Annotated in this window: 25 protein-coding genes; 17 read left to right on the top strand and 8 right to left on the bottom strand. The window is 36.5% G+C overall.

Features of this window, described 5'->3' with window-relative positions; genetic code table 11:
• Positions 1 to 2 precede the first annotated feature (2 nt).
• Complete coding sequence (gene lpdA / locus QUG14_RS10560; protein WP_289340490.1) at positions 3 to 1,418, top strand: dihydrolipoyl dehydrogenase; 1,416 nt, start codon at positions 3 to 5, stop codon at positions 1,416 to 1,418.
• A gap of 390 nt (positions 1,419 to 1,808) precedes the next feature.
• Complete coding sequence (locus tag QUG14_RS10555; RefSeq protein WP_289340489.1) at positions 1,809 to 2,051, top strand: hypothetical protein; 243 nt, start codon at positions 1,809 to 1,811, stop codon at positions 2,049 to 2,051.
• A gap of 30 nt (positions 2,052 to 2,081) precedes the next feature.
• Here QUG14_RS10555 and QUG14_RS10550 read toward each other — a convergent pair whose 3' ends face one another.
• A complete protein-coding gene (locus QUG14_RS10550; RefSeq protein ID WP_289340488.1) occupies positions 2,082 to 2,516 on the bottom strand; it encodes a DUF1885 family protein in 435 nt (144 codons plus the stop codon).
• A gap of 153 nt (positions 2,517 to 2,669) precedes the next feature.
• Here QUG14_RS10550 and QUG14_RS10545 point away from each other — a divergent pair, with 153 nt between their 5' ends.
• Together QUG14_RS10545 and QUG14_RS10540 are read left to right on the top strand one after the other, a co-directional pair.
• Complete coding sequence (locus QUG14_RS10545; RefSeq protein ID WP_289340486.1) at positions 2,670 to 2,969, top strand: DUF3055 domain-containing protein; 300 nt, start codon at positions 2,670 to 2,672, stop codon at positions 2,967 to 2,969.
• 167 nt (positions 2,970 to 3,136) lie between these two features.
• A complete protein-coding gene (locus QUG14_RS10540) occupies positions 3,137 to 3,259 on the top strand; it encodes a GapA-binding peptide SR1P (protein WP_095247803.1) in 123 nt (40 codons plus the stop codon).
• Positions 3,260 to 3,308: 49 nt separating this feature from the next.
• On the opposite strand, the gene QUG14_RS10535 is transcribed toward QUG14_RS10540, so the two are convergent.
• A complete protein-coding gene (locus tag QUG14_RS10535; RefSeq protein ID WP_289340484.1) occupies positions 3,309 to 4,781 on the bottom strand; it encodes an aminotransferase class I/II-fold pyridoxal phosphate-dependent enzyme in 1,473 nt (490 codons plus the stop codon).
• Positions 4,782 to 4,986: 205 nt separating this feature from the next.
• Here QUG14_RS10535 and QUG14_RS10530 point away from each other — a divergent pair, with 205 nt between their 5' ends.
• On the top strand, positions 4,987 to 5,946 hold the full coding sequence (locus QUG14_RS10530; protein ID WP_289340483.1) for an NAD(P)H-dependent flavin oxidoreductase: 960 nt from the start codon (positions 4,987 to 4,989) through the stop codon (positions 5,944 to 5,946).
• A 42-nt stretch (positions 5,947 to 5,988) separates the two neighbouring features.
• On the top strand, positions 5,989 to 6,261 hold the full coding sequence (locus tag QUG14_RS10525) for a UPF0223 family protein (protein WP_289340482.1): 273 nt from the start codon (positions 5,989 to 5,991) through the stop codon (positions 6,259 to 6,261).
• A 34-nt stretch (positions 6,262 to 6,295) separates the two neighbouring features.
• Here QUG14_RS10525 and QUG14_RS10520 read toward each other — a convergent pair whose 3' ends face one another.
• Positions 6,296 to 6,928 carry a YktB family protein gene (locus tag QUG14_RS10520; RefSeq protein WP_289340481.1) on the bottom strand — a complete coding sequence of 211 codons (633 nt, stop codon included), beginning with the start codon at positions 6,926 to 6,928 and terminating at the stop codon, positions 6,296 to 6,298.
• Between the two features lie 177 nt (positions 6,929 to 7,105).
• On the opposite strand from QUG14_RS10520, the gene QUG14_RS10515 reads away from it, so the two are divergent.
• Positions 7,106 to 7,300, top strand: a complete 195-nt coding sequence (locus tag QUG14_RS10515; protein ID WP_289340480.1) for a hypothetical protein — start codon at positions 7,106 to 7,108, stop codon at positions 7,298 to 7,300.
• A gap of 207 nt (positions 7,301 to 7,507) precedes the next feature.
• Complete coding sequence (locus tag QUG14_RS10510; RefSeq protein WP_289340479.1) at positions 7,508 to 8,305, top strand: inositol monophosphatase family protein; 798 nt, start codon at positions 7,508 to 7,510, stop codon at positions 8,303 to 8,305.
• Positions 8,306 to 8,330: 25 nt separating this feature from the next.
• Here the strand turns inward: QUG14_RS10510 and QUG14_RS10505 are convergent, their stop codons facing one another.
• Positions 8,331 to 8,516 (bottom strand): YlaF family protein, encoded by a 186-nt coding sequence (locus tag QUG14_RS10505; RefSeq protein WP_289340478.1) that lies wholly within the window; start codon positions 8,514 to 8,516, stop codon positions 8,331 to 8,333.
• Between the two features lie 177 nt (positions 8,517 to 8,693).
• On the opposite strand from QUG14_RS10505, the gene typA reads away from it, so the two are divergent.
• The 3 genes from typA to QUG14_RS10490 all read left to right on the top strand — a co-directional run bounded on the left by typA (position 8,694) and on the right by QUG14_RS10490 (position 11,179).
• Complete coding sequence (gene typA, locus QUG14_RS10500) at positions 8,694 to 10,532, top strand: translational GTPase TypA (RefSeq protein ID WP_289340477.1); 1,839 nt, start codon at positions 8,694 to 8,696, stop codon at positions 10,530 to 10,532.
• Between the two features lie 87 nt (positions 10,533 to 10,619).
• Positions 10,620 to 10,871 carry a YlaH-like family protein gene (locus QUG14_RS10495; protein ID WP_483310801.1) on the top strand — a complete coding sequence of 84 codons (252 nt, stop codon included), beginning with the start codon at positions 10,620 to 10,622 and terminating at the stop codon, positions 10,869 to 10,871.
• Positions 10,872 to 10,885: 14 nt separating this feature from the next.
• Positions 10,886 to 11,179 (top strand): hypothetical protein, encoded by a 294-nt coding sequence (locus QUG14_RS10490; RefSeq protein ID WP_289340475.1) that lies wholly within the window; start codon positions 10,886 to 10,888, stop codon positions 11,177 to 11,179.
• A gap of 34 nt (positions 11,180 to 11,213) precedes the next feature.
• Here the strand turns inward: QUG14_RS10490 and QUG14_RS10485 are convergent, their stop codons facing one another.
• Positions 11,214 to 11,414: a YlaI family protein gene (locus QUG14_RS10485; RefSeq protein ID WP_081954315.1), complete on the bottom strand. Its 201-nt coding sequence runs from the start codon at positions 11,412 to 11,414 to the stop codon at positions 11,214 to 11,216.
• A 175-nt stretch (positions 11,415 to 11,589) separates the two neighbouring features.
• Between QUG14_RS10485 and QUG14_RS10480 the strand changes: the two genes are divergently transcribed.
• A complete protein-coding gene (locus tag QUG14_RS10480) occupies positions 11,590 to 12,045 on the top strand; it encodes a pyridoxamine 5'-phosphate oxidase family protein (protein ID WP_289340474.1) in 456 nt (151 codons plus the stop codon).
• A 32-nt stretch (positions 12,046 to 12,077) separates the two neighbouring features.
• On the opposite strand, the gene QUG14_RS10475 is transcribed toward QUG14_RS10480, so the two are convergent.
• A complete protein-coding gene (locus QUG14_RS10475; RefSeq protein ID WP_289340473.1) occupies positions 12,078 to 12,665 on the bottom strand; it encodes a YhcN/YlaJ family sporulation lipoprotein in 588 nt (195 codons plus the stop codon).
• A gap of 201 nt (positions 12,666 to 12,866) precedes the next feature.
• Here QUG14_RS10475 and QUG14_RS10470 point away from each other — a divergent pair, with 201 nt between their 5' ends.
• Entirely contained in the window at positions 12,867 to 14,195 is a 1,329-nt protein-coding gene (locus QUG14_RS10470; protein WP_289340472.1) for a PhoH family protein, read from the top strand.
• A 62-nt stretch (positions 14,196 to 14,257) separates the two neighbouring features.
• On the opposite strand, the gene QUG14_RS10465 is transcribed toward QUG14_RS10470, so the two are convergent.
• A complete protein-coding gene (locus QUG14_RS10465; RefSeq protein WP_289340471.1) occupies positions 14,258 to 14,755 on the bottom strand; it encodes a peptidyl-prolyl cis-trans isomerase in 498 nt (165 codons plus the stop codon).
• A gap of 170 nt (positions 14,756 to 14,925) precedes the next feature.
• Here QUG14_RS10465 and QUG14_RS10460 point away from each other — a divergent pair, with 170 nt between their 5' ends.
• The 3 genes from QUG14_RS10460 (at position 14,926) to pyc (ending at position 20,334) form a co-directional block, all read left to right on the top strand.
• Positions 14,926 to 15,207: an Fpa/YlaN family protein gene (locus tag QUG14_RS10460; RefSeq protein ID WP_289340470.1), complete on the top strand. Its 282-nt coding sequence runs from the start codon at positions 14,926 to 14,928 to the stop codon at positions 15,205 to 15,207.
• 172 nt (positions 15,208 to 15,379) lie between these two features.
• On the top strand, positions 15,380 to 16,585 hold the full coding sequence (locus QUG14_RS10455) for an FtsW/RodA/SpoVE family cell cycle protein (RefSeq protein WP_289340469.1): 1,206 nt from the start codon (positions 15,380 to 15,382) through the stop codon (positions 16,583 to 16,585).
• Between the two features lie 308 nt (positions 16,586 to 16,893).
• Positions 16,894 to 20,334, top strand: a complete 3,441-nt coding sequence (gene pyc / locus QUG14_RS10450) for a pyruvate carboxylase (RefSeq protein WP_289340468.1) — start codon at positions 16,894 to 16,896, stop codon at positions 20,332 to 20,334.
• A gap of 301 nt (positions 20,335 to 20,635) precedes the next feature.
• Here pyc and QUG14_RS10445 read toward each other — a convergent pair whose 3' ends face one another.
• Positions 20,636 to 21,541 (bottom strand): COX15/CtaA family protein, encoded by a 906-nt coding sequence (locus QUG14_RS10445; RefSeq protein WP_289340467.1) that lies wholly within the window; start codon positions 21,539 to 21,541, stop codon positions 20,636 to 20,638.
• A gap of 589 nt (positions 21,542 to 22,130) precedes the next feature.
• Between QUG14_RS10445 and cyoE the strand changes: the two genes are divergently transcribed.
• The gene (gene cyoE / locus QUG14_RS10440; RefSeq protein ID WP_289340466.1) at positions 22,131 to 23,069 is read left to right on the top strand and encodes a heme o synthase; all 939 of its coding nucleotides are present in this window, start codon (positions 22,131 to 22,133) and stop codon (positions 23,067 to 23,069) included.
• The last annotated feature ends 186 nt before the right edge of the window (positions 23,070 to 23,255 follow it).

Below are 23,255 nucleotides of genomic sequence, written 5' to 3'. Positions count from 1 at the left end.
AAATGGTAGTAGGAGATTTTGCAATTGATACGGATACTATAGTCATAGGTGCGGGTCCTGGTGGATACGTTGCTGCCATTCGTGCAGCCCAGTTAGGCCAAAAAGTGACGATAGTAGAAAAAGAATATATTGGCGGAGTTTGTTTAAACGTAGGTTGTATTCCCTCCAAAGCAGTAATTGCAGCAGGTCACCGTTACGAAGTAGCGAAACACTCTGACTCATTTGGAATTAAAGCTGAGAATGTAACTGTTGACTTTGCAAAGGTTCAGGAATGGAAGTCAGGAATCGTCAAGAAATTAACTGGCGGTGTAGAGGGTTTATTAAAAGGGAATAAAGTGGATATCGTTCGTGGAGAGGCATACTTTGTAGACGGTAACTCTTTAAGAGTAATTGGCGAAAATTCTGCTCAAACATACAATTTCAAAAATGCAATTATTGCGTCGGGCTCCCGTCCAATAGAGTTGCCAACCTTTAAGTACTCAAAACGTATACTCAATTCAACAGGTGCGCTTAATCTACAAGAACTTCCTGAAAAAATCGTCGTGATTGGCGGCGGTGTAATCGGAATAGAACTTGGAGGTGCCTATGCGAATTTTGGTACGCAAGTTACCATTCTAGAAGGTGCAGATGATATACTAGGTCTTGGCGTATTTGAAAAGCAAATGGCGGCCCTTGTTAAGAAGACCATGAAGAAAAAAGGTGCCGAATTCTATACAAAGGCTATGGCTAAAGGTGTAGAAGAAACTGAAAATGGTGTGGTTGTAACCTTTGAAGTTAAAGGCGAAGAAAAGAAAATTGAAGCAGATTATGTATTTGTTATGGTTGGTCGACGTCCAAATACGGATGAGATGGGCCTTGAACAAATCGGTGTGAACCTTACAGATCGTGGACTAATCGAAATTGACAATCAATGTCGTACAAGTGTTTCCAACATATTTGCGATTGGTGATGTTGTGGCTGGTCCTCAATTAGCACATAAGGCTTCTTATGAAGGGAAAATCGCTGCAGAGGCGATTGCAGGTCATAATGCAGTAATTGACTACTTAGGTATCCCTGCTGTAGTATTCTCTGATCCAGAACTAGCGAGCGTTGGTTATACAGAAGGGCAAGCTAAAGAAGATGGAATCGATGTTACTTCAGCGAAATTCCCGTTTGCAGCAAATGGACGTGCACTTTCACTTGACAGTGCTGATGGATTTGTAAAATTAGTTTCACGTAAAGAAGATGGTGTCTTGGTAGGTGCTCAAATTGCTGGTGCAAGTGCATCAGATATGATTGCTGAACTAGGATTGGCGATTGAAGCAGGAATGACAGTCGAGGATTTAGCTTTGACGATTCATGCTCATCCAACATTAGGTGAAATCACGATGGAAGCTGCTGAGGTAGCAATGGGTACTCCTATACATGTATTAAAATAATGAAAATGAAAGTCCTTTCCGTATTATGGGAAGGACTTTCTTATTTTTTATTGAATTATAAATTATATCTTCCTATTTCAATCATATATTTAAAACACTACAATCTTTATTTTTGGCTGTGTTAAATTTGTCTGTTGATTTACGCTCCACTAAGGAAAGCTTCTTAGAATAATCTCCGCAATGACAGGCTCTCTTTGCCTGTCACGAGGCACTTCGCTTTCCGCAGGCGTTGCGGCGAGCACCCTCGGCGCAAGCGCCTGTGGGGTCTCACCTGCTCCGTACTCCTGCAGGAGTCTTCGTGCCTTCCGCGCAAATCAACAGAGTGCAGATATCAACATTTAGCTTTAACACAGCCTTATTTTTAAGAAAAGATGTTAAGTGGTGATAAAAATGCGTATTTACGTTGTAATGATACTGCAATTAATTATATGGAGTACCTTTACTCTTATTGAATGGTTATCGAAGCATGATCAATTACTATATAAGGTCTTTATGTTTTTTGTCTTTTTTTACTTAGCCTTTTTATTGTGTAACCGAGTGACCCAATCGACTGCCAAAACACTTTTTATTACATCTCTAAGCCTCATGATTTATACTTCCATTCACTATACACTCGCCTTATTAACACATTAAAAAACTCCCGATATGGGAGTTGGACTTTTCCTATTTTCTAGGATAATAATACATGATGCGTTCATTAAAAAGATGCAGTTCTCCTTGTAATTTCTTAGCAAGAAATTTACAGAATTCATTTGCTTTTCCTTTGTCACCGAATGTGGATCGCTCTGGAAGAGTAACCTGTATGTATGTTTGAATTCTATCAGTTCCATCTTCATCCCGGATTGTTTCCTGATCAACACCAATTAAAACTGCGTAATAACGCTCATTGGTTGAATGCAGATAAAACCATTTTCCTTTTCCTTCTTCTTTTTCTTTAATTACGTAAGGAAAGGCAGAGTCGCCGTATTCCCAATCAACTTGATTTCCAGTTTTACTCGTAATATCTTTATAATAATTTAAAAGATCTTTCACTTCTTCCACAGTAATTGTTTGTTTCGCAGATGAAGGCACAAGTTTAATAAATGCGTTTTCAGCCATCATCATCCCCCCTATGTCCCATTTGATATCTCTTTTATTCTAGCATTGTAAAAACCAAGATGACAACATTAAGTCACATAAATGTCATTTGTTTAATATAAAAAAATAAATTATAATAATATTCTAAATACTATCAAAAAAAGGAGGACTCTCATGGAATTATTTGAAAAGCTCTATGATGAGCACGAAAATGTTAAAGTAAGGTTTGTTGGCTTTACTACTGAACATACCCGTTATGATTTTGAGATTGTTTACACCAACATGTTTTTTGGTAAACCACTTGTAGTCTGCATGCAAACTGGTCGTTCCACACTCCTCGATCCTAAAGAAATTGAAGATATTGAATACCTTCAAAATGTATTCCGGATTCCAGATAAACAACAAGCTGCAGATTTAGCCGACTTCTTTAGAGAAACCCTCCCTCAAATCCCATTTGTTACCCAATATGAATAGTTTGACAGGAAAAGACCTATTATAGGTCTTTTTTGTTTAAAAAAATAATTAATGTGACATACAATTTAGGCTTGATAATTCTAATGTGTTATATTATTATTAAATTAACAACAATAAAACGTTTTCAATGTAACGAACATTTCACTATGAAAAGGGGATTGAAAAAGATGGGTACAATCGTATGCCAAGCTTGCGACTCAACAATTGATCATTTCGAAGACGAAAAGGTAACAGTTCTCTATTCGAGATGTAACTGTTGCGACGGTCATCATTCAGAAGAAGAACGATAAAATATCATACTTAAATAGAAACAGGATTCCTCAGTGGAATCCTGTATTTTTATTTTATAGCCTTATATTCTTTAATTACACGGATGGTTTTGATTTCATCATCCTCTGGCCCTTGAACAGGCAAACCAGCTTCTAGGTTTTCTCGAACGTAGTGGAGGTTTTCTTTTGTAATGATTTCACCGGGAATGAAAATTGGAATTCCGGGTGGATAAACCATAATAAATTCTGCAATGATTCTTCCTTCAGATTCTTCAAATGGAATAACTTCTGTATCCGCATAAAAAGCGTCTCTTGGGGTTAGTGCTAGAATAGGAATATCAGGAAGAAGAACTTGTATAGGTTCGAACTTTTCATTAAGATGTTCTCGTTCCTCAGCGAGTTCTTTTAGTGCATTAACCAAAATATCGCCTTCCACAGTAGTATCGCCAATTGTTATGATACAAAGGATGTTATAAAGGTCAGACATTTCTACTTCAATATTATGTTTTTCCCTTAACCACTTTTCGACTTCATATCCTGTTAATCCTAATTCTTTAACTGAAATAATTAATTTGGTTGGATCATAATCAAAGGTTGCCTTGGATCCTAAAATTTCTTCTCCAACACAATGTAAATGTTCGATTTCATTAATTCTTTTTCTAATTGATTGTGCTAGATCAATTGTTTTATCAATTAACTCTTTTCCTTTAGTGGCTAATTGTTTTCTAGCGACATCAAGGGATGCAAGTAATAAATAGGAGGTAGAAGTGGTCGTCAGCATACTTAGTATTGCTTGAACGTGCTTTGCAGAAACAAGCCCCTCTTTTACATTTAATATAGAGCTTTGTGTCATTGATCCGCCAAGTTTATGGACACTAGTTGCAGCCATATCAGCACCCGCCTGCATAGCAGATAGAGGCAAATCATCGTGAAAATGAATATGAACCCCATGTGCTTCATCAACTAGGACTGGAACATTATGGGAATGCGCAATTTCGACAATTCTTTTTAAATCTGCAGAAATCCCAAAATACGTGGGGTTAATCACTAAAATAGCTTTCGCATCAGGGTGTTGTTCGAGTGCTTTTTCAACGGAATCGGTCGTAATTCCATGTGAAATCCCCAGGTCCTCATCAATTTCCGGGTGAATAAATACAGGGATGGCACCAGAAAAGACAATGGCTGACATAATTGATTTATGAACATTTCTTGGGACAATAATTTTATCCTCAGGTCCACAAACGGCCATAATCATAGCAATGATAGCTCCACTTGTTCCTTGGACTGAAAAGAAAGTTCTATCCGCTCCAAATGCTTCAGCAGCCAAATCTTGTGCTTGTTTAATCATTCCTTTTGGCTGATGAAGGTCATCGAGAGGACCAATATTAATTAAGTCTATCGATAAAGCATTATCACCAATGAAATTTCTAAAATCAGGATCAATTCCAACACCTTTCTTATGACCAGGAATATGAAATTGAATAGGATTTTTCTTTGAATGTTCTAATAAACCGCTAAATAACGGTGTTTGGTTTTGAGACAATTTATTTCCACACCTCTTTATATACAAATTGCTTTTATATCAATACAAAACAAATGAATTATAGCATTAATATAATTGCTTGCATAGAAATTTGTATCTTTTTGTATATCATTTTTATCATGTTAGGTTAGTTTGCTCAATAAAACAGGAAATTTAACCCTTAGAAGCGAAATATGTAGGTAACAATAATTAGGAGGGTTTTTCTTTGAATTGGCAAACGCGCGTTACTGAGATACTAAATATCCAATATCCAATTATTCAGGGGGGGTTAGCCCATCTAGCCTATTCTGAATTGGCTGCAGCTGTTTCCAATGCTGGAGGACTGGGGCAAATTACTGCAATGTCTCTTGATAATCCTATGCAACTTCGGGAGGAAATCCGAAAGGTAAAGCAACTGACGAAGAAGCCATTCGGTGTTAATTATGCCATTGGACAGCATAACAGGCCATTTGAAGAAATGCTTCAAGTAGCTATTGATGAAGAGGTACCGGTTGTTTCCATGACAGGTGGAAATCCTGCACCTATTTTTGAACAATTAAAAGGGACAGCAATTAAAAAGTTAGTTCTGGTAGCAGCTAGAAGACAGGCAGAAAAGGCTGAACAGCTAGGAGCGGATGCTGTAATGGTAGTTGGCCAGGAGGGTGGCGGTCATCTTGGAAGAGATGATATTGGCACGATCGTACTAATACCTCAAGTAGTTGATGCCGTTTCTATTCCTGTCATTGCTTCAGGAGGTATTGGCGATGGCAGAGGATTAATGGCTGCACTAAGCCTAGGGGCTGAAGGAATCGAAATGGGAACAAGATTTATTGCTACAAAAGAATGTGTTCATGCAACAGAACTCTATAAAAAAAGACTCATAGAAGGGACAGAAGCCAATACTGTAGTTATCAAACGCTCTCTTGGATCACCAGCACGCGCCCTTTCAAATAGCTGGACAGAAAAAATTTTAGAAATTGAAAAAGAAAATGGTGGTTACGAACAATTAAAGAATTATATTAGCGGCCAGGCAAACAAGAGATATATATACGATGGAGTAGAAAATGAGGGGTTTGCATGGGCAGGTCAGGTGATGGGCCTCATAAAGGATGTACCAACAGTTTCAGAATTATTTACGCGAATGATTTCCGATGCTGAGCAAATTCGTGGAAAATGGGCAAAATAACGGTATTATACATATATGTAAATATAGTAAGCAGGTGAAAATATGGAATACCAATACCCAATCGATTATCATTGGACAACGGATGAAATTGTTGATGTCATCAAATTCTACGAGGCGATAGAAAAAGCCTATGAAAAGGGAATAGACCGTGATGAATTAATGGTTATTTATCGACGATTTAAGGAAATCGTTCCTAGTAAGGCTGAAGAGAAAACAATCTGTGGTGAATTTGAGGATATTAGTGGCTATTCTTCCTATCGGACGATAAAAAAAGCGAAGGATTCAGCCCCTGGTGAACGGATATCAATGAAGTAAAAAGGAAAAACTCCGAACGAAGTTCTGGAGTTTTTTATTTTATATTAAGAGCAATTTTATATAGTGGTGCTACTTTACTGAAAACATATTCAACCTGCTTTAGAAAGTCTTCTTCACTTTGGTGAAGATTTTCCTCTCGTTTAATTTCATACCCGCAGAGTATCTCAGCTTTTTTTACATTTTCCAGCCGTTCAAACATCCCTCGTAAATCTTCTTTTGTAAGTTGACCATGTGGTACTGATTCTGATTTTGTATGATCCAATGACCAAACAAAATCTTTCGGTATTTCTTTATAAATTTTATTAAGTTTTTTTGTGAATCTTGCAGCAACTTCTTCCTTTAAAGGAGCTTCATATATAACGGCAAACCAAATAAATAAATGAGTATTCCATAACCCAATTTGAAAATGAGGAAGCATTTTGTATCCACGTGGATTATTTGCAAATGCAACCCACGTATCTTTTGGAGGATTTATTGTTCTTCTTGCATGTTTTGCAACATGAACATACATCTCGTCACCAGTCAGTGTTGTTAATGCGGGTGCAAAATATTGTCCTAGACTCTCTAATTTTGGTCGAATCCGCTCTTTTAACCCATCCATTCTTGCTTCTAATCCATCTATTTGAAAAACATCAAAATCTTCATTTGTAAAACCCTTAAATTCCATTTTACACACTCCATACGATGAGATATGTCATTCATTGTAGCATATTAGCGAAAATTCTTGAAACGAAGTGCTTATATAGGTTAACGCACATATTTGTTGCAACCTTACATGGTGGCTCATATTATATTAATAAAAATAGTCAGAAAAGTTAAATAACAGTTGAAAGGAGAAATTAAAATGAAACAATTAATGAACACTTCACTAAAAAAAATTGGCGAGAAGGAAAGAATGGCATATTTAAGATTAGAAATGGACTATGAGTTGGCTACATTGTTTGAGGCACTTGAAGAAAAAAACGAGAAAAAAATGAAAGAGTGTAAACAAAAATTAGAAAAGATCCGCCAAGAGTTATTAAAATTAAAAGCTCTTTGATAAAACGCCTTCAAAGGGGAAACTATTATAGAATGAGAATAAAGAATATAATATTGAAATTATAAAACGAACTCTGATAAAGAAAGGAGAGTTCGTTTATTGTTTTGCCCTATAAATAATCGGGATTGCTAATAGTTGAAGACTTATCTTCTTTTGATTAAGCTTAAGATACGTTACATAATGTATTAAGGAAATGGGGGGGTAAATATGGACTGGGAGAACATTGATCTTCATGCAAAGCAATGGGTTATGGAAGCTGGAGACAAAATAAGGGATTCGTTTCAGAAGACGTTAAACATTCAAACTAAATCAAATCCCAACGATTTAGTAACAAATATAGATAAAGAGATTGAACAATTCTTTATAAATAAGATTAGAAAAAACTTTCCTAACCACAGGATATTGGGTGAAGAAGGGTTTGGTGATGAAGTAAGTAATCTTGATGGAGTAGTTTGGATTATAGACCCTATAGATGGGACAATGAATTTTATCCATCAACAGCGAAATTTCGCCATCTCCCTAGCGGTATATGAAAATGGTAAAGGAAAAATTGGAATTATTTATGATGTTGCGCATGGCGAAGTATATCATGCAATTACTGGCAAAGGTGCTTTTATGAATGACATTCAGTTACCTGCTTTAAGTATGAGAACGGTAAAAGAATCAATCATTGCTTTAAATGCTACTTGGCTTATGGAAAATCGTCGCATTGACCATAACCTGCTAATACCCCTTGTTAGAGAGGCAAGAGGGACTAGGTCCTATGGCACAGCTGCTCTTGAAATGGTATTTGTGGCAACCGGTAGAGTAGATGCCTATATTTCGATGAGGTTGTCTCCATGGGATGTTGCTGCAGGTGCAATTATTATTGGTGAATTAGGTGGTGTTATAACCAATCTAAGAGGAGTAAGGCTCGATTTCCTTTCAAGTGATTCACTGCTTGTGGCTAGACCTGGCTTACACCAAACGATCTTAAATGAGTATCTCAAAGAAGGAAAATGGTAAAAAAGAAGCCAAACAGGCTTCTTTTTTATAGTTCACCGTTAGCACGAAATTTTGCTTTTGTTTTGAATCCAAACCCCATTATAACGATTAATGCAAGGATACTGCCAATTACTCCTATGATACTTTTTTCCCCAATTGCAACCCCTATGCCCATAATACTCATTGCTGCCAATATAGCGTAAACGACAAAAACCCATTTGATTTTCTTCATTTTAAGTAGTCCCCTTTGTAATTTAAAGAAAGAATTTCGATGTATGATTTTTTATATAACTTAATTCTACATAAAATGCATTTAGCTTTCCACCATAAATGTGGTATAATACTTTAGTTGTATATGGGAAACTATAAATAGCTTAAAATTTTTGAAATAGAAGTAGGAGTGAATTACTTGAAAATTAGAGAAGATATTCGCAATATAGCAATCATCGCACACGTTGACCATGGGAAAACGACTTTGGTTGACGTATTATTGAAGCAATCAGGAACATTTCGTACGAACGAGCACGTTGAAGAACGTGCAATGGATTCAAATGATCTTGAAAGGGAACGTGGAATAACGATTCTTGCTAAGAACACAGCAATCCAATATAAAGATAAAAGAATTAATATCTTGGATACACCAGGGCATGCTGACTTCGGCGGTGAAGTTGAGCGTATTATGAAAATGGTTGATGGTGTACTCCTTGTCGTGGATGCTTATGAAGGCACAATGCCACAAACGCGCTTCGTATTAAAAAAGGCGTTAGAGCAGAATTTAACTCCAATCGTTGTCGTTAATAAAATTGACCGTGACTTTGCTCGTCCTTTAGAAGTAATTGATGAGGTTATTGATTTATTTATTGAGCTAGGTGCCAATGAAGATCAATTAGAGTTCCCAGTCATTTTTGCTTCTGCAATAAATGGAACAGCCAGCTTAAATCATGAAAAACAGGATGAAAACATGCAATGCTTGTATGATTCCATTGTTGAAAATATCCCAGCACCAATTGATAATCGTGATGAGCCATTACAATTCCAAGTTGCTCTGCTTGATTATAATGATTATGTTGGAAGAATTGGTATTGGACGTGTTTTCCGCGGTACCATGCATGTCGGACAACAGGTTTCATTAATGAAAATAGACGGTACAGTTAAACAATTCCGTGTAACAAAAATATTTGGTTTCTTTGGTCTAAAACGTCAGGAAATCCAAGAAGCAGTTGCAGGTGACTTAATTGCTGTTTCAGGCATGGAAGATATCAATGTCGGCGAAACTGTATGTCCTGTTGAGCACCAAGAAGCATTACCAATTCTAAGAATTGATGAACCAACATTACAAATGACGTTTGTTGTAAATAACAGCCCATTTGCAGGAAGAGAAGGTAAGTACCTAACTTCAAGAAAGATTGAAGAAAGACTACTCGCTCAACTTCAAACAGATGTAAGTTTACGTGTTGAAAATACAGATTCTCCAGATGCATGGATTGTATCTGGTCGTGGAGAGCTTCATTTATCTATTCTGATTGAAAACATGCGCCGTGAAGGATACGAACTTCAAGTATCTAAGCCTGAGGTCATTGTAAAAGAAATAGACGGTGTACGTTGTGAACCAATTGAAAGAGTACAAATTGACGTACCTGAAGAGCATACTGGTTCTGTAATGGAATCAATTGGTGCACGTAAAGGTGAAATGATTGATATGATTAATAATGGCTCTGGCCAAGTGCGCCTTATCTTTAATGTTCCAGCGCGAGGATTAATTGGTTATACCACAGAATTCTTAACTATGACACGTGGTTATGGAATTATCAATCATACGTTCGACAGCTATCAGCCAATGGTTCAAGGGCAAGTGGGTGGAAGACGCCAAGGTGTTCTAGTATCGATGGAGTCTGGAAAAGCTTCGACATATGGCATCATGCAAATTGAAGACCGTGGTACAATTTTTGTTGAACCAGGAACTGAAATTTACGAAGGTATGATTGTTGGTGAACATACTCGTGAAAATGATATTACAGTTAATATCACTAAAGTGAAACAAGCAACCAATATTCGTTCTGCAAATAAGGATCAAACATCGGTTATTAAGAAACCAAGAATAATGACACTTGAAGAGTCATTAGAATACCTAAACGATGATGAATATTGTGAAGTTACACCAGAATCTATTCGTTTACGTAAGAAGATTCTAGATAAAAATGAACGTGAAAGAATGGCTAAAAAGAAAAAGGTTGCAGAATTAAGTTAATATCTCTCGGGGGAGGTAATACACGTGAATATAGCGGACCGGCTTTCCTTTTTTCCTGCTCTCTATAACGTAACTGAAAACCCAAAAATGGGAATGTGGCTACTTTATTTTACAATTGTCGCTCTGTCCATCTTGGTATATAAACTTGGCTTTGCTCAAAAGTTGCCAATTGGTAAATCAATAATGATTTATATCTTTTTAGCTGCAGGGTGTACGATTCTTACAGTACTAGGAATCTTCTTACCAATAACAGAAGGTCTTGTTGTAGCAGCATTAATATTAATCATTTACAAAATTCGCCTTCATCAGTCGAAAAAACAGCAATTTGAGGCAAAGTAACGGGGGAAATACACATGAGATCGGTACAGGATGCACTTTATAATTGGCTTTCAATAAAGGTTGTATGCGACGTTCGTCCTGACGATACTGCAGCACGAGAAACGTTAGAACTTTTTGATGAGATTATTAAGGAAGAACATCATTTAACAAGTATTGAAGTAACTACAGATGAAGTGATGTATTATGTTTCTTATATTCACGAAGGTGAAACGAAGAAAACTCGATTTCCACGTGAACTCATTGAGGTTATGCTCAACCAAATTAACCAAGAGCCAGATAAGTATTGTAACTTTCCAATTGAAGAATAAAAAAAATTCATGCCGAATTCGGCATGAATTTTTTTTACCAATCGTCTTTCTCGGACTGTGCACGGTAAAATCTGAAGTTACCTGTATCAATTCTTGCTTTTGTTTTTTCCGAGATTCTACTGCTGCAGTCTTGACACATATATGTATGGATAGGACGATTTCGAAGACGTTTTGCAATAAATGATTCATCTTCTATCGATTCGATTTTGTCGCAGATTACGCATTTTACTCTCATAAAGCACCTCGGGGTCCATTCTAGTCTTGCTTCGTTTATACTATAGTATATCATGACCTGATGAGGACTAGTAAATCAATCTGTTTAAGTTGCTGAAAAAAACAGATAATAGTACTATGAGAATGTCTGTTTTTTAACATGAGTACGTAGGAATAGAATGAAGGGGTTGTAAAAAATGCCAAATCAAGTAGAACCAAAACTTATTAAGCCTTTATATGATGAGTTGCAGAAAGAAAGGTTTGTAACATTAGCAACAATAGATTTTGAAACAGGTGGTCCAAATGTTAGCGCGATATCGTGGATTTTAGCAAAAGATGATGAAACGATCTATTTTGCTGTTGATAATAAATCAAGAATTATCCAAAATATTACACACAATAATAAAGTAATTATCAATTTAATTGCAAATGAATCTACATATTCCATACAGGGAGTAGCATCATTGAAAGAGGAGAGACTCCCGGACGTTCCATTAAAACTGGCTTTGATCGAAATAAAGATTCAAGAGGTTAGAGACGTAATGTTCTATGGTTCAAAAATTGTTACGGAGCCACAGTATGACAAAACCTATGACAAAAATGCAGCTTCCAGATTAGATAAGCAAGTAATGGAAGCAATGAAAAAAGCTTAGTCAACGACTAAGCTTTTTCATATTAAATTTTTTTATTTATAATGTTTTGACTCTTCTTGTTGTTTATCCTCTAAACTTTTCTTCTCGTTATTCTCCAGCTTTTTCTTTGGCTCTTCTGGCGCATTTTTAGGATTAGGATCTATCATATCACCTGGGATTTCAGGCATTAATCTACCTGCAACGTCGGCGAGTTCTTCCATTATACCTTGTATAGGTCTTCCTTTTTCAATATCTGCGGCGATTTCTTTCAACCGTTGATTTGTGTCTGCATCGGCTACAACGATAGCACGAGCACCATGTGGGTCTGCCTTCAGACTTTCGGCCACAGAATATTTAATTGATCCTACCTGTGATCGCTCAATCTTTGAATTTACATCAATTCCCACAATCGCATATCTGCCAATTACAACTGCAGTTGCATCGTGAACATTTGGGATACTAGTGGCAAGTTCAACTAATCGTTTAGAAACCTCCTGACCAGTTTTCCGATCCACCTCTTCAATATAACTGTTCTTAACATTAACTAATGATTGCTTCTCATTGTTTTGGGCATTGTTTGAGTTGTTGTTACAAGCAGTCAAGGCCAGTAATAGTGTAGTAAACATTAAAAACTTTTTCATTTAAATATCCACCTCCACATAGAGTTGCATAAGTGATTCATTATGAACACTCGAGTTTTGTTATACTCAACTTACATTTATTGTGCGGAAATCCTTCTATCTTTATTCGAACAAACATATATTTTACCAAAGTCCTATCTAGCAATCGGTTTGTCCTGATCCATTACAAACCAATCAACTAGAAAAAGTGGAGGCGTCGCTTTGAGTAAAATATACGTGTTAGATACAAACGTCTTATTACAAGACCCGTATTCCATATTCTCATTCGAAGATAATGAAGTAGTCATTCCCGCAGTTGTCCTTGAAGAAGTGGACTCAAAGAAAAGATACATGGATGAAATAGGAAGAAATGCCCGACATGTATCAAGATTAATTGATGAATTAAGAGCGGCAGGTAAACTTCATGAAAAAATTCCACTTGAAAATGGTGGGACAATCAGAATTGAGCTGAATCATCGAGCATTTCACGAATTACAGGAGATTTTTGTTGAGAAAACAAATGATAATCGTATTCTTGCTGTTGCGAAAAATCTATCAACGGAAGAACAATCGAAGGAAAATGGAAAGCCTGTGATCCTCGTTAGCAAGGATACGTTGGTAAGGGTAAAGGCAGATGCGATAGGGTTAATAGCAGAAGATTTTTTAAGTGACAGGGTAGTTGAAATCGACCATATTTACACAGGTTTTCTGGAAGTTTTTTTATCAGTAGAATTGTTAGGAACTTTTTATGAAAAAGGTGAGTTATCTTTATCTGAAATTGGGAAGTATTCATTTTACCCCAATCAATACTTAATCATGAAAGACGCTCTCGGAGGATCTGCTTCAGCATTAGGAATGGTGGATAAAACAAGAAAAAAGGTTAAGAAACTTGCTATAAACCAAGAGCATGTGTGGGGTATACACCCTAGGAATGTACAACAAACAATGGCAATAGAACTCTTGCTTCGTAAGGATATACCGCTTGTCACATTAATAGGGAAGGCAGGTACAGGGAAAACCTTACTTGCTCTTGCATCAGGCTTAATGCAGACAGAAGACTTCAGGGAATTTAAAAAGCTTTTAGTTGCAAGACCCATTGTCCCGGTGGGGAAAGATTTAGGGTATTTACCTGGAGAAAAACAAGAAAAACTGAGACCTTGGATGCAGCCGATATTTGATAATCTTGAATATCTTTTTAACACGAAAAAACCTGGAGAATTGGACGCGATCCTTGCGGGAATGGGCTCAATAGAGGTAGAAGCTTTAACCTATATTCGAGGAAGAAGTTTGCCAAAGCAATTTATCATCATTGACGAAGCACAAAATTTAACAAAACATGAGGTAAAAACAATTTTGACTCGTGTAGGTGAGGGAAGTAAAATTGTCTTAATGGGTGACCCCGAACAAATCGACCATCCATATCTTGACGCCTACAATAATGGTTTAACCTATGTGGTCGAACGTTTTAAAGACCAAGTAATTTCCGGACATGTTAAATTATTAAAAGGAGAGCGTTCTGGATTAGCAAGACTGGCAGCGGATCTACTGTAAAGGACATGAGAATGAATAAAGATGCTAAAAACGGGAACCCAATTGGCACCCGTTTTTTACTTTTATTTTACAATAAATTCTCTCACATTTTTTATTGGGTTTTGTTGATTAGAACCATCTCCAAAATAAACATGGACAGGTCCGTCTTCGTTAAGTGGTTTCCCGATTTCTGAAAAACCAAGGATAATATCTCTTGCAGTTTCAAGGGCTACTTCAAATTCAGAAGTTGTTGTTTTTATGACTAAAGTATCAGCATTGTCATCAGGTTCTGCATTCTTTAAAAAAGGCTGAAAGGGTATACCAAAACTACCTGTTAATACTTTTTCTTTCTCATATTTCTTCTCCGTCTTTAAGGTTGGCGGATAGACTGCACCTTCCATAATTTCACGGTCCCAATGTTTAGAAATCGATTTAGTATATTCTTCAAGTTCATTACTGTGTTCAGAAGTTGTCGAGAAGTAAGTATTCAAATCAATCTTTCGATCATCAAAAATCCAAACAGTAGGATCGAGAGTAATTGTATATTTAACTTTGCCTGTTAGTAATAATATATTTTCCATCTGTCATTCCTCCAGTCCTTTCTATTAAAGTATAACGTGAAATAGGGTGAATGTCATATTCATAATATAAAGGATCGTATATCCCTCACGTATTGTTCTTGCATTTTTCTGTGGTAAAAGGTAAAATTTATAGATAAGTTGGGTTATCGCTCTGAATGGGGGGATCAATGTTGGCGTCTGAAATGATTGTGAATCATCAAGAAAAAGCCTATGCCTTATTACAGGCAGACGCTGAAAAAATATTAAAGCTTATTAAGGTGCAAATGGAAAATCTCACGATGCCTCAATGCCCTCTTTATGAAGAGGTATTGGATACGCAAATGTTTGGTTTGTCTAGAGAGATAGAATTTGCGGTTAGATTAGGCTTAATAGATGTTAAGGATGGAAAAGCGATACTAGATAAATTAGAAAGAGAATTATCTGCGCTACATGATGCATCCATTAGAAAATAACCAAAAAACTCAAACAATGTTGATGTATTGTTTGAGTTTTTTATTAGTCTTTTCTATTTTCAGAATATTCCTATTTGAAATATTGAAGTAATGTTACTTTTCCTCACCTAATTCAGTTGATTTTCTATTATAATAGCAATAACGACAATTTTAAAAACGAGGAAGTTATAACATGTTTAAAAAAATAGTAAAATCCTATGATTATTCTCTCATCACCGCAATCGTCCTATTAGCTTTATTTGGATTAGTGATGGTTTATAGTGCTAGTATGGCATCTGCTGTCCAAAGATATGAAGTTCCAAGTGACCATTTTTACACAAGGCAAAGATTATTTTTAATTGGTGCAGCTGTAGTATTTATTTTTACTGCTTTGTTTCCATATAAAATAATGAAAAGCACAAAATTTCTGGTACCTATGGTTGGTCTATCGATTTTCGGGCTAGTGGGACTTTTTATATTTGGACATGTTGCTGGTAATGCCCAGAGTTGGTTTAAGATTGGTCCATTGAGCCTGCAGCCGGCAGAGTTTGTTAAAATATTTGTTATTATCTACTTGTCTGCAGTGTATGCAAAAAAGCAAGAATATATTAATAAATTTAATCATGGGGTTTTGCCTCCTTTAGCTTATCTTGTTATTGTTTGTGGATTAATTGCTTCTCAACCTGACTTTGGAACTGCGATGATAATTGGTTTAATAGCAGGTACAATTATTATTTCATCAGGAATGAACATTAAAAATATCACAAAATTAATTTTACTTGGCCTTCTTTTAGCCTCTCCTTTCCTTATTGCCCTAAAGGGTGAAATTTTTTCTGAGAAACGATTAGAGCGGTTTACGGTTTTAGGTGATCCATTTGAGGATGAATTAGATTCAGGATTTCATCTAGCGAATTCATACATTGCAATCGGTTCAGGTGGAATAAATGGACTAGGTCTAGGAAAAAGTGTTCAAAAACTCGGCTATTTGCCAGAATCCCATACTGACTTCATAATGGCGGTAATTGCAGAGGAATTGGGAATATGGGGAGTTAGCTTTGTAGTCCTTACTTTGGCATATATTGTTTTAAGAGGGATATATCTTGGATTACGATGCAAGGATCCTTTTGGAAGTTTATTAGCAATAGGGATATCAAGTATGATTGGGATTCAATCGTTTATTAACCTAGCCGGTGTTTCGGGAGTTATTCCCCTTACTGGTGTCCCGCTGCCGTTTGTTAGCTATGGAGGCTCCTCACTAATTCAATTAGCAATTGCTTCTGGTATTCTAGTAAATGTCTCCATGTTTGTTAAATATGAAAATAAATATAAACAAAAGCACCAAGAAAAAGAAAAGAATAGCAATATCCAAGATGGAAATGTATATCAATTTAGATCATAGCGCCGGGATAATTTATTCCCTGCGCTTTTATTAAAAGGCTTTGTTAAAGCTAAATTTGATATTAGCACTCTGTTGATTTGCGCGGAAGGCACGAAGACTCCTCGAAATGCTATCGCATTTTCTTCGTGCGTGGGAGTATTCAAGGAAGAAATTCAATGTCCTGCGGGAGGACGGGGCTGGGGAGACCCCACAGGCACTTTAGCGCCGAAGAGGCTCCTTGGACCGCCCGCGGAAAGCGAAGTGCCTGGAGCGCAAATCAACAGACAAATTTAACAAACGCTATTAAAACTTAGGAAGAGGTGCCTTCATTGACAAGACAAATTAATAAAGTGTTAGTCGCAAATAGAGGAGAAATTGCCATTCGGGTTTTTCGTGCTTGTACAGAACTAAATATTAAGACAGTTGCAATTTATTCCAGAGAAGATACAGGAGCGTATCATCGCTATAAAGCAGATGAGGCTTACTTAGTTGGTGAAGGAAAGAAACCTATCGATGCTTATTTAGATATTGATGGAATTATTGAGATTGCAAAGTTTAGTGGTGCAAATGCGATACATCCAGGTTATGGTTTTTTATCGGAGAACATCCATTTTGCAAAACGATGTGAAGAAGAGGGAATTATTTTTATCGGACCAACATCGAACCACCTTGATATGTTTGGTGATAAAGTTAAAGCTAGAAAACAAGCAGAATTGGCGGGCATCCCAGTCATTCCCGGAAGCGATGGACCAGTCAATAGTATCGAGGAAGTACAGGAGTTTACACTTAACCATGGTTTTCCAATTATTATTAAGGCTGCTCTTGGCGGTGGCGGACGTGGAATGAGAATTGTAAATAATCCAGAAGAAATTCAAGAGGCATTTAACCGTGCTAAATCAGAAGCTAAAGCAGCTTTTGGCAGTGAAGAAGTTTACCTCGAAAAGTTAATTGAAAAACCAAAACATATAGAAGTTCAAATATTTGGTGATAAAAGTGGTAACATCATCCATTTGTATGATCGGGATTGTTCCGTTCAGCGCCGACATCAAAAAGTTGTCGAAGTAGCCCCGAGTGTATCGATTTCCAATACATTGCGTGAGGAAATCTGTGCGGCAGCTGTTAAATTAATGAGGAATGTAAGTTACTTAAATGCAGGGACAGTTGAATTTCTTGTTTCGGATCAAAATTTTTATTTCATAGAAGTAAATCCGAGAATTCAAGTTGAACATACTGTAACAGAAATGGTAACAGGTATTGATATTGTACATACCCAAATCTTAGTTGCTGAAGGTCAAGAGCTACACAGTCCAATCGTAGGAATTCCTCCACAGGAAGAGATTCGGATTAACGGCTTTGCAATCCAATCTCGTGTTACAACTGAGGATCCCCTAAATAACTTTATGCCTGATACCGGAAAAATAATGGCCTATCGCTCTGGAGGAGGATTTGGTGTTCGACTTGATGCGGGTAATGGTTTTCAAGGTGCAGTCATCACTCCTTATTATGACTCGTTGCTTGTGAAACTTTCTACATGGGCATTAACCTTTGAACAAGCTGCATCGAAAATGGTTCGGAACCTGAGGGAGTTTAGAATTCGTGGAATCAAAACAAATATTCCATTCCTTGAGAATGTAGTAAGACATGAAAAGTTCAGAAGAGGGGAATACGATACATCATTTATCGATACAACTCCTGAATTATTCGTATTTCCAGTTAGTAAGGACCGTGGCACCAAAATGTTATCGTATATTGGAACCGTAACGGTGAATGGGTTCCCTGGTGTTGAAAAGAAGAAAAGACCTGTTTTTTCAAAACCGCGCGTTCCTAAATTAAAATATAATTTTCCATACCAAAGTGGGACAAAACAAATACTTGAACAAAATGGTGCCGAAGGCCTTGTTCGGTGGATAAAGAATCAAAACCAGGTACTATTAACGGATACTACCTTTAGAGATGCGCATCAATCGTTACTGGCAACTAGGGTCAGAACAACTGATATGTTGCATATTGCGGAGCCAACTGCTAAGTTATTGCCTAACCTGTTTTCTCTTGAAATGTGGGGAGGAGCAACCTTTGATGTAGCCTATCGTTTCTTAAAGGAAGACCCGTGGGAACGTTTGCGCTTGCTTCGAGAAAAAGTTCCAAATGTTCTGTTTCAAATGTTAATCCGGGGCTCCAATGCTGTAGGGTATAAGAATTATCCAGACAATCTTATTCGTGAATTTGTCAGAAAGTCAGCGGAAGAAGGTATCGATGTATTCAGAGTATTTGACAGTTTAAACTGGGTACCTGGAATGGAAATAGCTATTGAAGCTGTTAGAGACAGTGGGAAGATTGCAGAAGCAGCAATTTGTTATACTGGGGATATTCTTGACCCTACTAGAGTTAAATATGATTTGAACTACTATAAAGTACTTGCAAAAGAACTCGAGAATCAGGGTGCTCATATTTTAGGTATAAAGGATATGGCTGGTTTACTAAAACCAGAAGCAGCATATCGACTTATTTCAGAGTTAAAAGAGACAATAGACATTCCGATTCATCTTCATACACATGATACAAGCGGAAATGGAATTTACACATACGCACGTGCCATAGACGGTGGAGTTGATATTGTTGACACCGCTTTAAGCACAATGGCGGGGCTAACATCACAACCAAGTGCGAACTCCCTCTATTATGCACTTGAAGGTAAGGATAAGAGACCTAAGGTAAATATCGAGGCACTTGAACAGCTTTCTTACTATTGGGAGGATGTTAGAAAGTATTACCAAGATTTTGAAAGTGGAATGATGGCGCCGCATTCTGAGGTTTACCAGCATGAGATGCCGGGAGGACAATATAGCAATCTTCAACAGCAAGCAAAAGGTGTTGGGCTTGGTGATCAATGGGACGAAGTCAAGCATATGTACACGCGAGTAAATCATATGTTTGGTGATATTGTTAAGGTTACTCCATCTTCTAAAGTTGTTGGAGATATGGCTCTCTTTATGGTACAGAATAATTTATCAGAAGCAGATATCCTAAATAGTGGCGACTCATTAGACTTTCCAGATTCCGTGGTTGAACTGTTTCAAGGGTACCTTGGTAAGCCGCATCAAGGATTTCCTGAGGAGTTGCAAAGTATTATATTAAAAGGTAAAAAGCCTTTGGAGGTCCGTCCTGGTGAGTTGCTTCCAGATGTTAATTTTACGGAATTGAAGGAAGAGTTAAGTCAGGAAATTGGACGAAATGCTACGGATATTGATTTGATTTCCTATGCGCTTTATCCGAAGGTTTATAAAGAGTATATGAATACGGTTGACCAATATGGCAATATATCTTTCCTAGATACACCTACTTTCTTATATGGTCTGCGGCTTGGGGAAGAAATTGAAGTTGAGATTGAAACAGGCAAAACACTTATAGTTAAACTAGTCTCGATTGGCCAGCCACAAGCAGACGGTACACGTATTGTTTATTTTGAACTTAATGGTCAGCCGCGAGAGGTAAATATCAAAGACGAAAGCATTAAAACAACCATCTTATCTAGATTAAAAGCAGATCCTAAAAATGAAACACATATATCTGCTTCAATGCCGGGGACTGTGATCAAAGTATTGGTGGAAAAAGGAGAACGCGTGGAACGAGGCGATCACCTCATGATCACGGAGGCAATGAAAATGGAAACAACGGTCCAAGCACCTTTCACAGGAGAAATAAAAGACATCTACGTCAAAAACGAAGACAGTATCCAAACAGGAGATTTACTACTTGAATTAGAAAAATAAATAAATAACTGTATTGAAAGGGAATAGTTAATTTTGGCACTCTGTTGATTTTCGCAGAAGGCACGAAGACTCCTCAAAAATGCTATCGCATTTTCTTCGTGCGTGGGCAGATTCGAGGATGAAATTCAATGTCCTGCGGGAGGACGGGGCAGGGGTTGACCCCGCAGGTGCTTTAGCATCGAGGAGGCTCCCCCGTTCCGCCCGCGGAAAGCGCAGTGCCTGGAGCGGAAATCAACAGACACATTAATACAGCAAAATAAAAAAAGTTGTCAGTGTAAAATAACTGGCAACTTTTTTATATTTAACGATTCTTTTTCGACCTTGATAGTAAAAAGAGGAAATAACTTAATACACCAAATAAACAAGTAATAAATAAAGCATGCATCAATGCGATATAAAGATTCAGTTGTGTAAAAACAACAAGAGCTCCAGATAACACCTGTAGGGATACTAAAGTAAATGCACTTATCCAACCCCAATAGATAACCTTTTGTTGACGATAATTTTTTACTGCTAAAAAAGTAACATAAGCTATCCAAATAAAAATAAAACCTGCAGCGGTTCGATGTCCCATCTGTACCCACTCATATAGATTACTTGGAAGCGCAGGACTTGTATTAATACACAATGGCCAATCACGGCAAACCAAACTTGATTCTGTATGACGTACTAGTGCACCTGTATAAATAACAAAATAACTATAAATCGAAATAGAGACAATATGATAGCCCATTTTTTTATCGATGATAAGTTTATCTGCGTCAAACTTTTTGTCGATTTCAAAGATTAATAAAGTAAGTAATAAAACAGCAGCAAAGGAAATGAGTGATATCCCAAAATGCAGTGCGAGAATAAAGTCAGATTGTTCCCAAATTACAGCCGCAGCTCCAATTAATCCTTGTAACAGTAAAAAGAAAAAAGAAAGAAAAGATAGGAATTTGGTTTCTCTGATATGACCAATGGCTTTCCATGAACAGATGGATAAAATGAGTACTAAAAAACCAACTGCTCCAGAGACGAGCCTGTGGGCAAGTTCAATCACTAATTCGGGAGTTATCTCTGTTGGAACAAATTCACCATTACATAATGGCCAGGATCTTCCGCACCCCATACCGGATTCTGTTTTTGTTACAAGGGCTCCTCCTAGTAAAACTAATATCATTCCAATAGTAGTTGCAACTGCTAACCACTTTAAAGAACGTTGCAAAAAATCACCTTCTTAAATTAAAAGTTTAATAAATTGATGTTGGAAAATATTATCACTATAATGATTTGAAAAATGAAGCGATAAAAGTACTTATTTATCATATCGAAAACATAGGAAAAAGAACAGAATTAAAACTGAAATTTTTACATAACTTTTTAAAAAGTACGTTTATGAATAACTTTATGTTTCCACTATTATTATAGTGAAAACTATTGCTAAATAGCTAAGTGTCTGCTAGTAATATAAGGTGGAGTAAATTAATCTTATATACAACAACATTCAAAGTTGCTTTTGTTGTCTATAACAGCAAGAAATTATTTGTATTTTACTCAATTTAGAGTGTATTTTATTATCTAAAGATTCTAAAATATAGTATAATGAGACTTAAATACCGGTGGACACAATTTAGACAAAAATTATTCAAAAAAAATTCACAAAAAATCCTCAAAGTGTGATTTAATATACAGAGAAAGTGTTGTTTAAATAACAATATTATAAAATAATAATAGCTTTTAAATAACTATTATAATTTGGTAAAGTTATCTATCAGGTTTATAATAATAATTACAACATATAAGGAGGGGGAAAGATGCCAGATTCAAAGGCATACGGTGAAGCAACGATAGAAAATGGGTCAGCTGGTCTTAATTCACATATAGAAAAAGCTACAATGTGGAAAGACTTTACTGCACTTATTAAAATCGGGATTGTAAATTCAAATCTCATTACTACATTTACTGGTATATGGCTGGCACTACATTTTAGTGGTCAAAGTTTTCTAAATAACTTAGATATCGTTTTATACACAGTGATTGGTTCTTCCTTAATTATTGCAGGTTCATGTAGTATAAATAATTACATTGATCGTGATATTGATCATTTAATGGAAAGAACTAAAGAAAGGCCAACTGTTACTGGAAAAATAGTTCCAGCGAAGGTGCTTGGTTTAGGGTTAACCCTTATTACACTAGGTACAATTTTTCTATTGTTTACTACCATGACTGCAACAGTGATTGGACTGCTTGGGGTTTTTAGTTATGTTGTTCTATATTCCCTATGGTCTAAGAGACAATTAGTATCAAATACAATCATAGGCAGTATTTCTGGTGCTGTACCACCATTGATTGGCTGGGCTGCAGTAGATGGTAATCTTGATATGATGGCTTGGGCCTTGTTCATTCTTATGTTTATTTGGCAGCCACCCCATTTTTATGCACTAGCAATGAGAAGGGTAGAAGAATATAGAGCTGCGGGTATCCCAATGCTTCCAGTGGTGAAGGGATTTAAAACAACCAAGAAACACATCATAATATGGGTAGCAGCATTATTGCCAACACCTTTATTACTTACTTCATTAGGAATCCCATTTCTAATTTTGGCAACTGTATTAAATATCGGTTGGCTTGTATTAGGGATTTATGGATATAAGATCAAAGATGATATTAAATGGGCAAAATTGATGTTCGTGTACTCATTGCAATATTTAACAATTATTTTTGTTGCAATGGTTATTGTAACATTGGTTTAGCTTGGATGTTCTTTCTTAGATAAGGGAAATATAACTATTCCTGAAGTAAAAATATCGGAGGCAGAAATTTTATTTTTATTAGCCTCCGTGTTTCTTTAAAATCTTTAAGAAAGAATAATACTACATACATTTTTGATCACAGATAATTAAAGAAATCATTTGGCGAAAGAGGGGTTTGATTTAGCT

The sequence above is a fragment of the Neobacillus sp. CF12 genome (assembly GCF_030348765.1).
Lineage (GTDB): Bacteria > Bacillota > Bacilli > Bacillales > Cytobacillaceae > Neobacillus.
Note: the sequence above shows the minus strand (reverse complement) of the source record. Positions and strands in the feature narration are given on the sequence as shown.

Coding starts and splice junctions, on each gene's coding strand:
- QUG14_RS10455 (WP_289340469.1), top strand. CDS start 15,380: ATGTTTAAAAAAATAGTAAAATCCTATGATTATTCTCTCATCACCGCA.
- QUG14_RS10510 (WP_289340479.1), top strand. CDS start 7,508: ATGGACTGGGAGAACATTGATCTTCATGCAAAGCAATGGGTTATGGAA.
- QUG14_RS10480 (WP_289340474.1), top strand. CDS start 11,590: ATGCCAAATCAAGTAGAACCAAAACTTATTAAGCCTTTATATGATGAG.
- QUG14_RS10465 (WP_289340471.1), bottom strand. CDS start 14,755: ATGGAAAATATATTATTACTAACAGGCAAAGTTAAATATACAATTACT.
- QUG14_RS10525 (WP_289340482.1), top strand. CDS start 5,989: ATGGAATACCAATACCCAATCGATTATCATTGGACAACGGATGAAATT.
- QUG14_RS10550 (WP_289340488.1), bottom strand. CDS start 2,516: ATGGCTGAAAACGCATTTATTAAACTTGTGCCTTCATCTGCGAAACAA.
- QUG14_RS10495 (WP_483310801.1), top strand. CDS start 10,620: ATGGGAATGTGGCTACTTTATTTTACAATTGTCGCTCTGTCCATCTTG.
- lpdA (WP_289340490.1), top strand. CDS start 3: ATGGTAGTAGGAGATTTTGCAATTGATACGGATACTATAGTCATAGGT.
- QUG14_RS10520 (WP_289340481.1), bottom strand. CDS start 6,928: ATGGAATTTAAGGGTTTTACAAATGAAGATTTTGATGTTTTTCAAATA.
- QUG14_RS10485 (WP_081954315.1), bottom strand. CDS start 11,414: ATGAGAGTAAAATGCGTAATCTGCGACAAAATCGAATCGATAGAAGAT.
- QUG14_RS10490 (WP_289340475.1), top strand. CDS start 10,886: ATGAGATCGGTACAGGATGCACTTTATAATTGGCTTTCAATAAAGGTT.
- QUG14_RS10515 (WP_289340480.1), top strand. CDS start 7,106: ATGAAACAATTAATGAACACTTCACTAAAAAAAATTGGCGAGAAGGAA.
- QUG14_RS10475 (WP_289340473.1), bottom strand. CDS start 12,665: ATGAAAAAGTTTTTAATGTTTACTACACTATTACTGGCCTTGACTGCT.
- QUG14_RS10555 (WP_289340489.1), top strand. CDS start 1,809: ATGCGTATTTACGTTGTAATGATACTGCAATTAATTATATGGAGTACC.
- QUG14_RS10505 (WP_289340478.1), bottom strand. CDS start 8,516: ATGAAGAAAATCAAATGGGTTTTTGTCGTTTACGCTATATTGGCAGCA.
- cyoE (WP_289340466.1), top strand. CDS start 22,131: ATGCCAGATTCAAAGGCATACGGTGAAGCAACGATAGAAAATGGGTCA.
- QUG14_RS10540 (WP_095247803.1), top strand. CDS start 3,137: ATGGGTACAATCGTATGCCAAGCTTGCGACTCAACAATTGATCATTTC.
- QUG14_RS10545 (WP_289340486.1), top strand. CDS start 2,670: ATGGAATTATTTGAAAAGCTCTATGATGAGCACGAAAATGTTAAAGTA.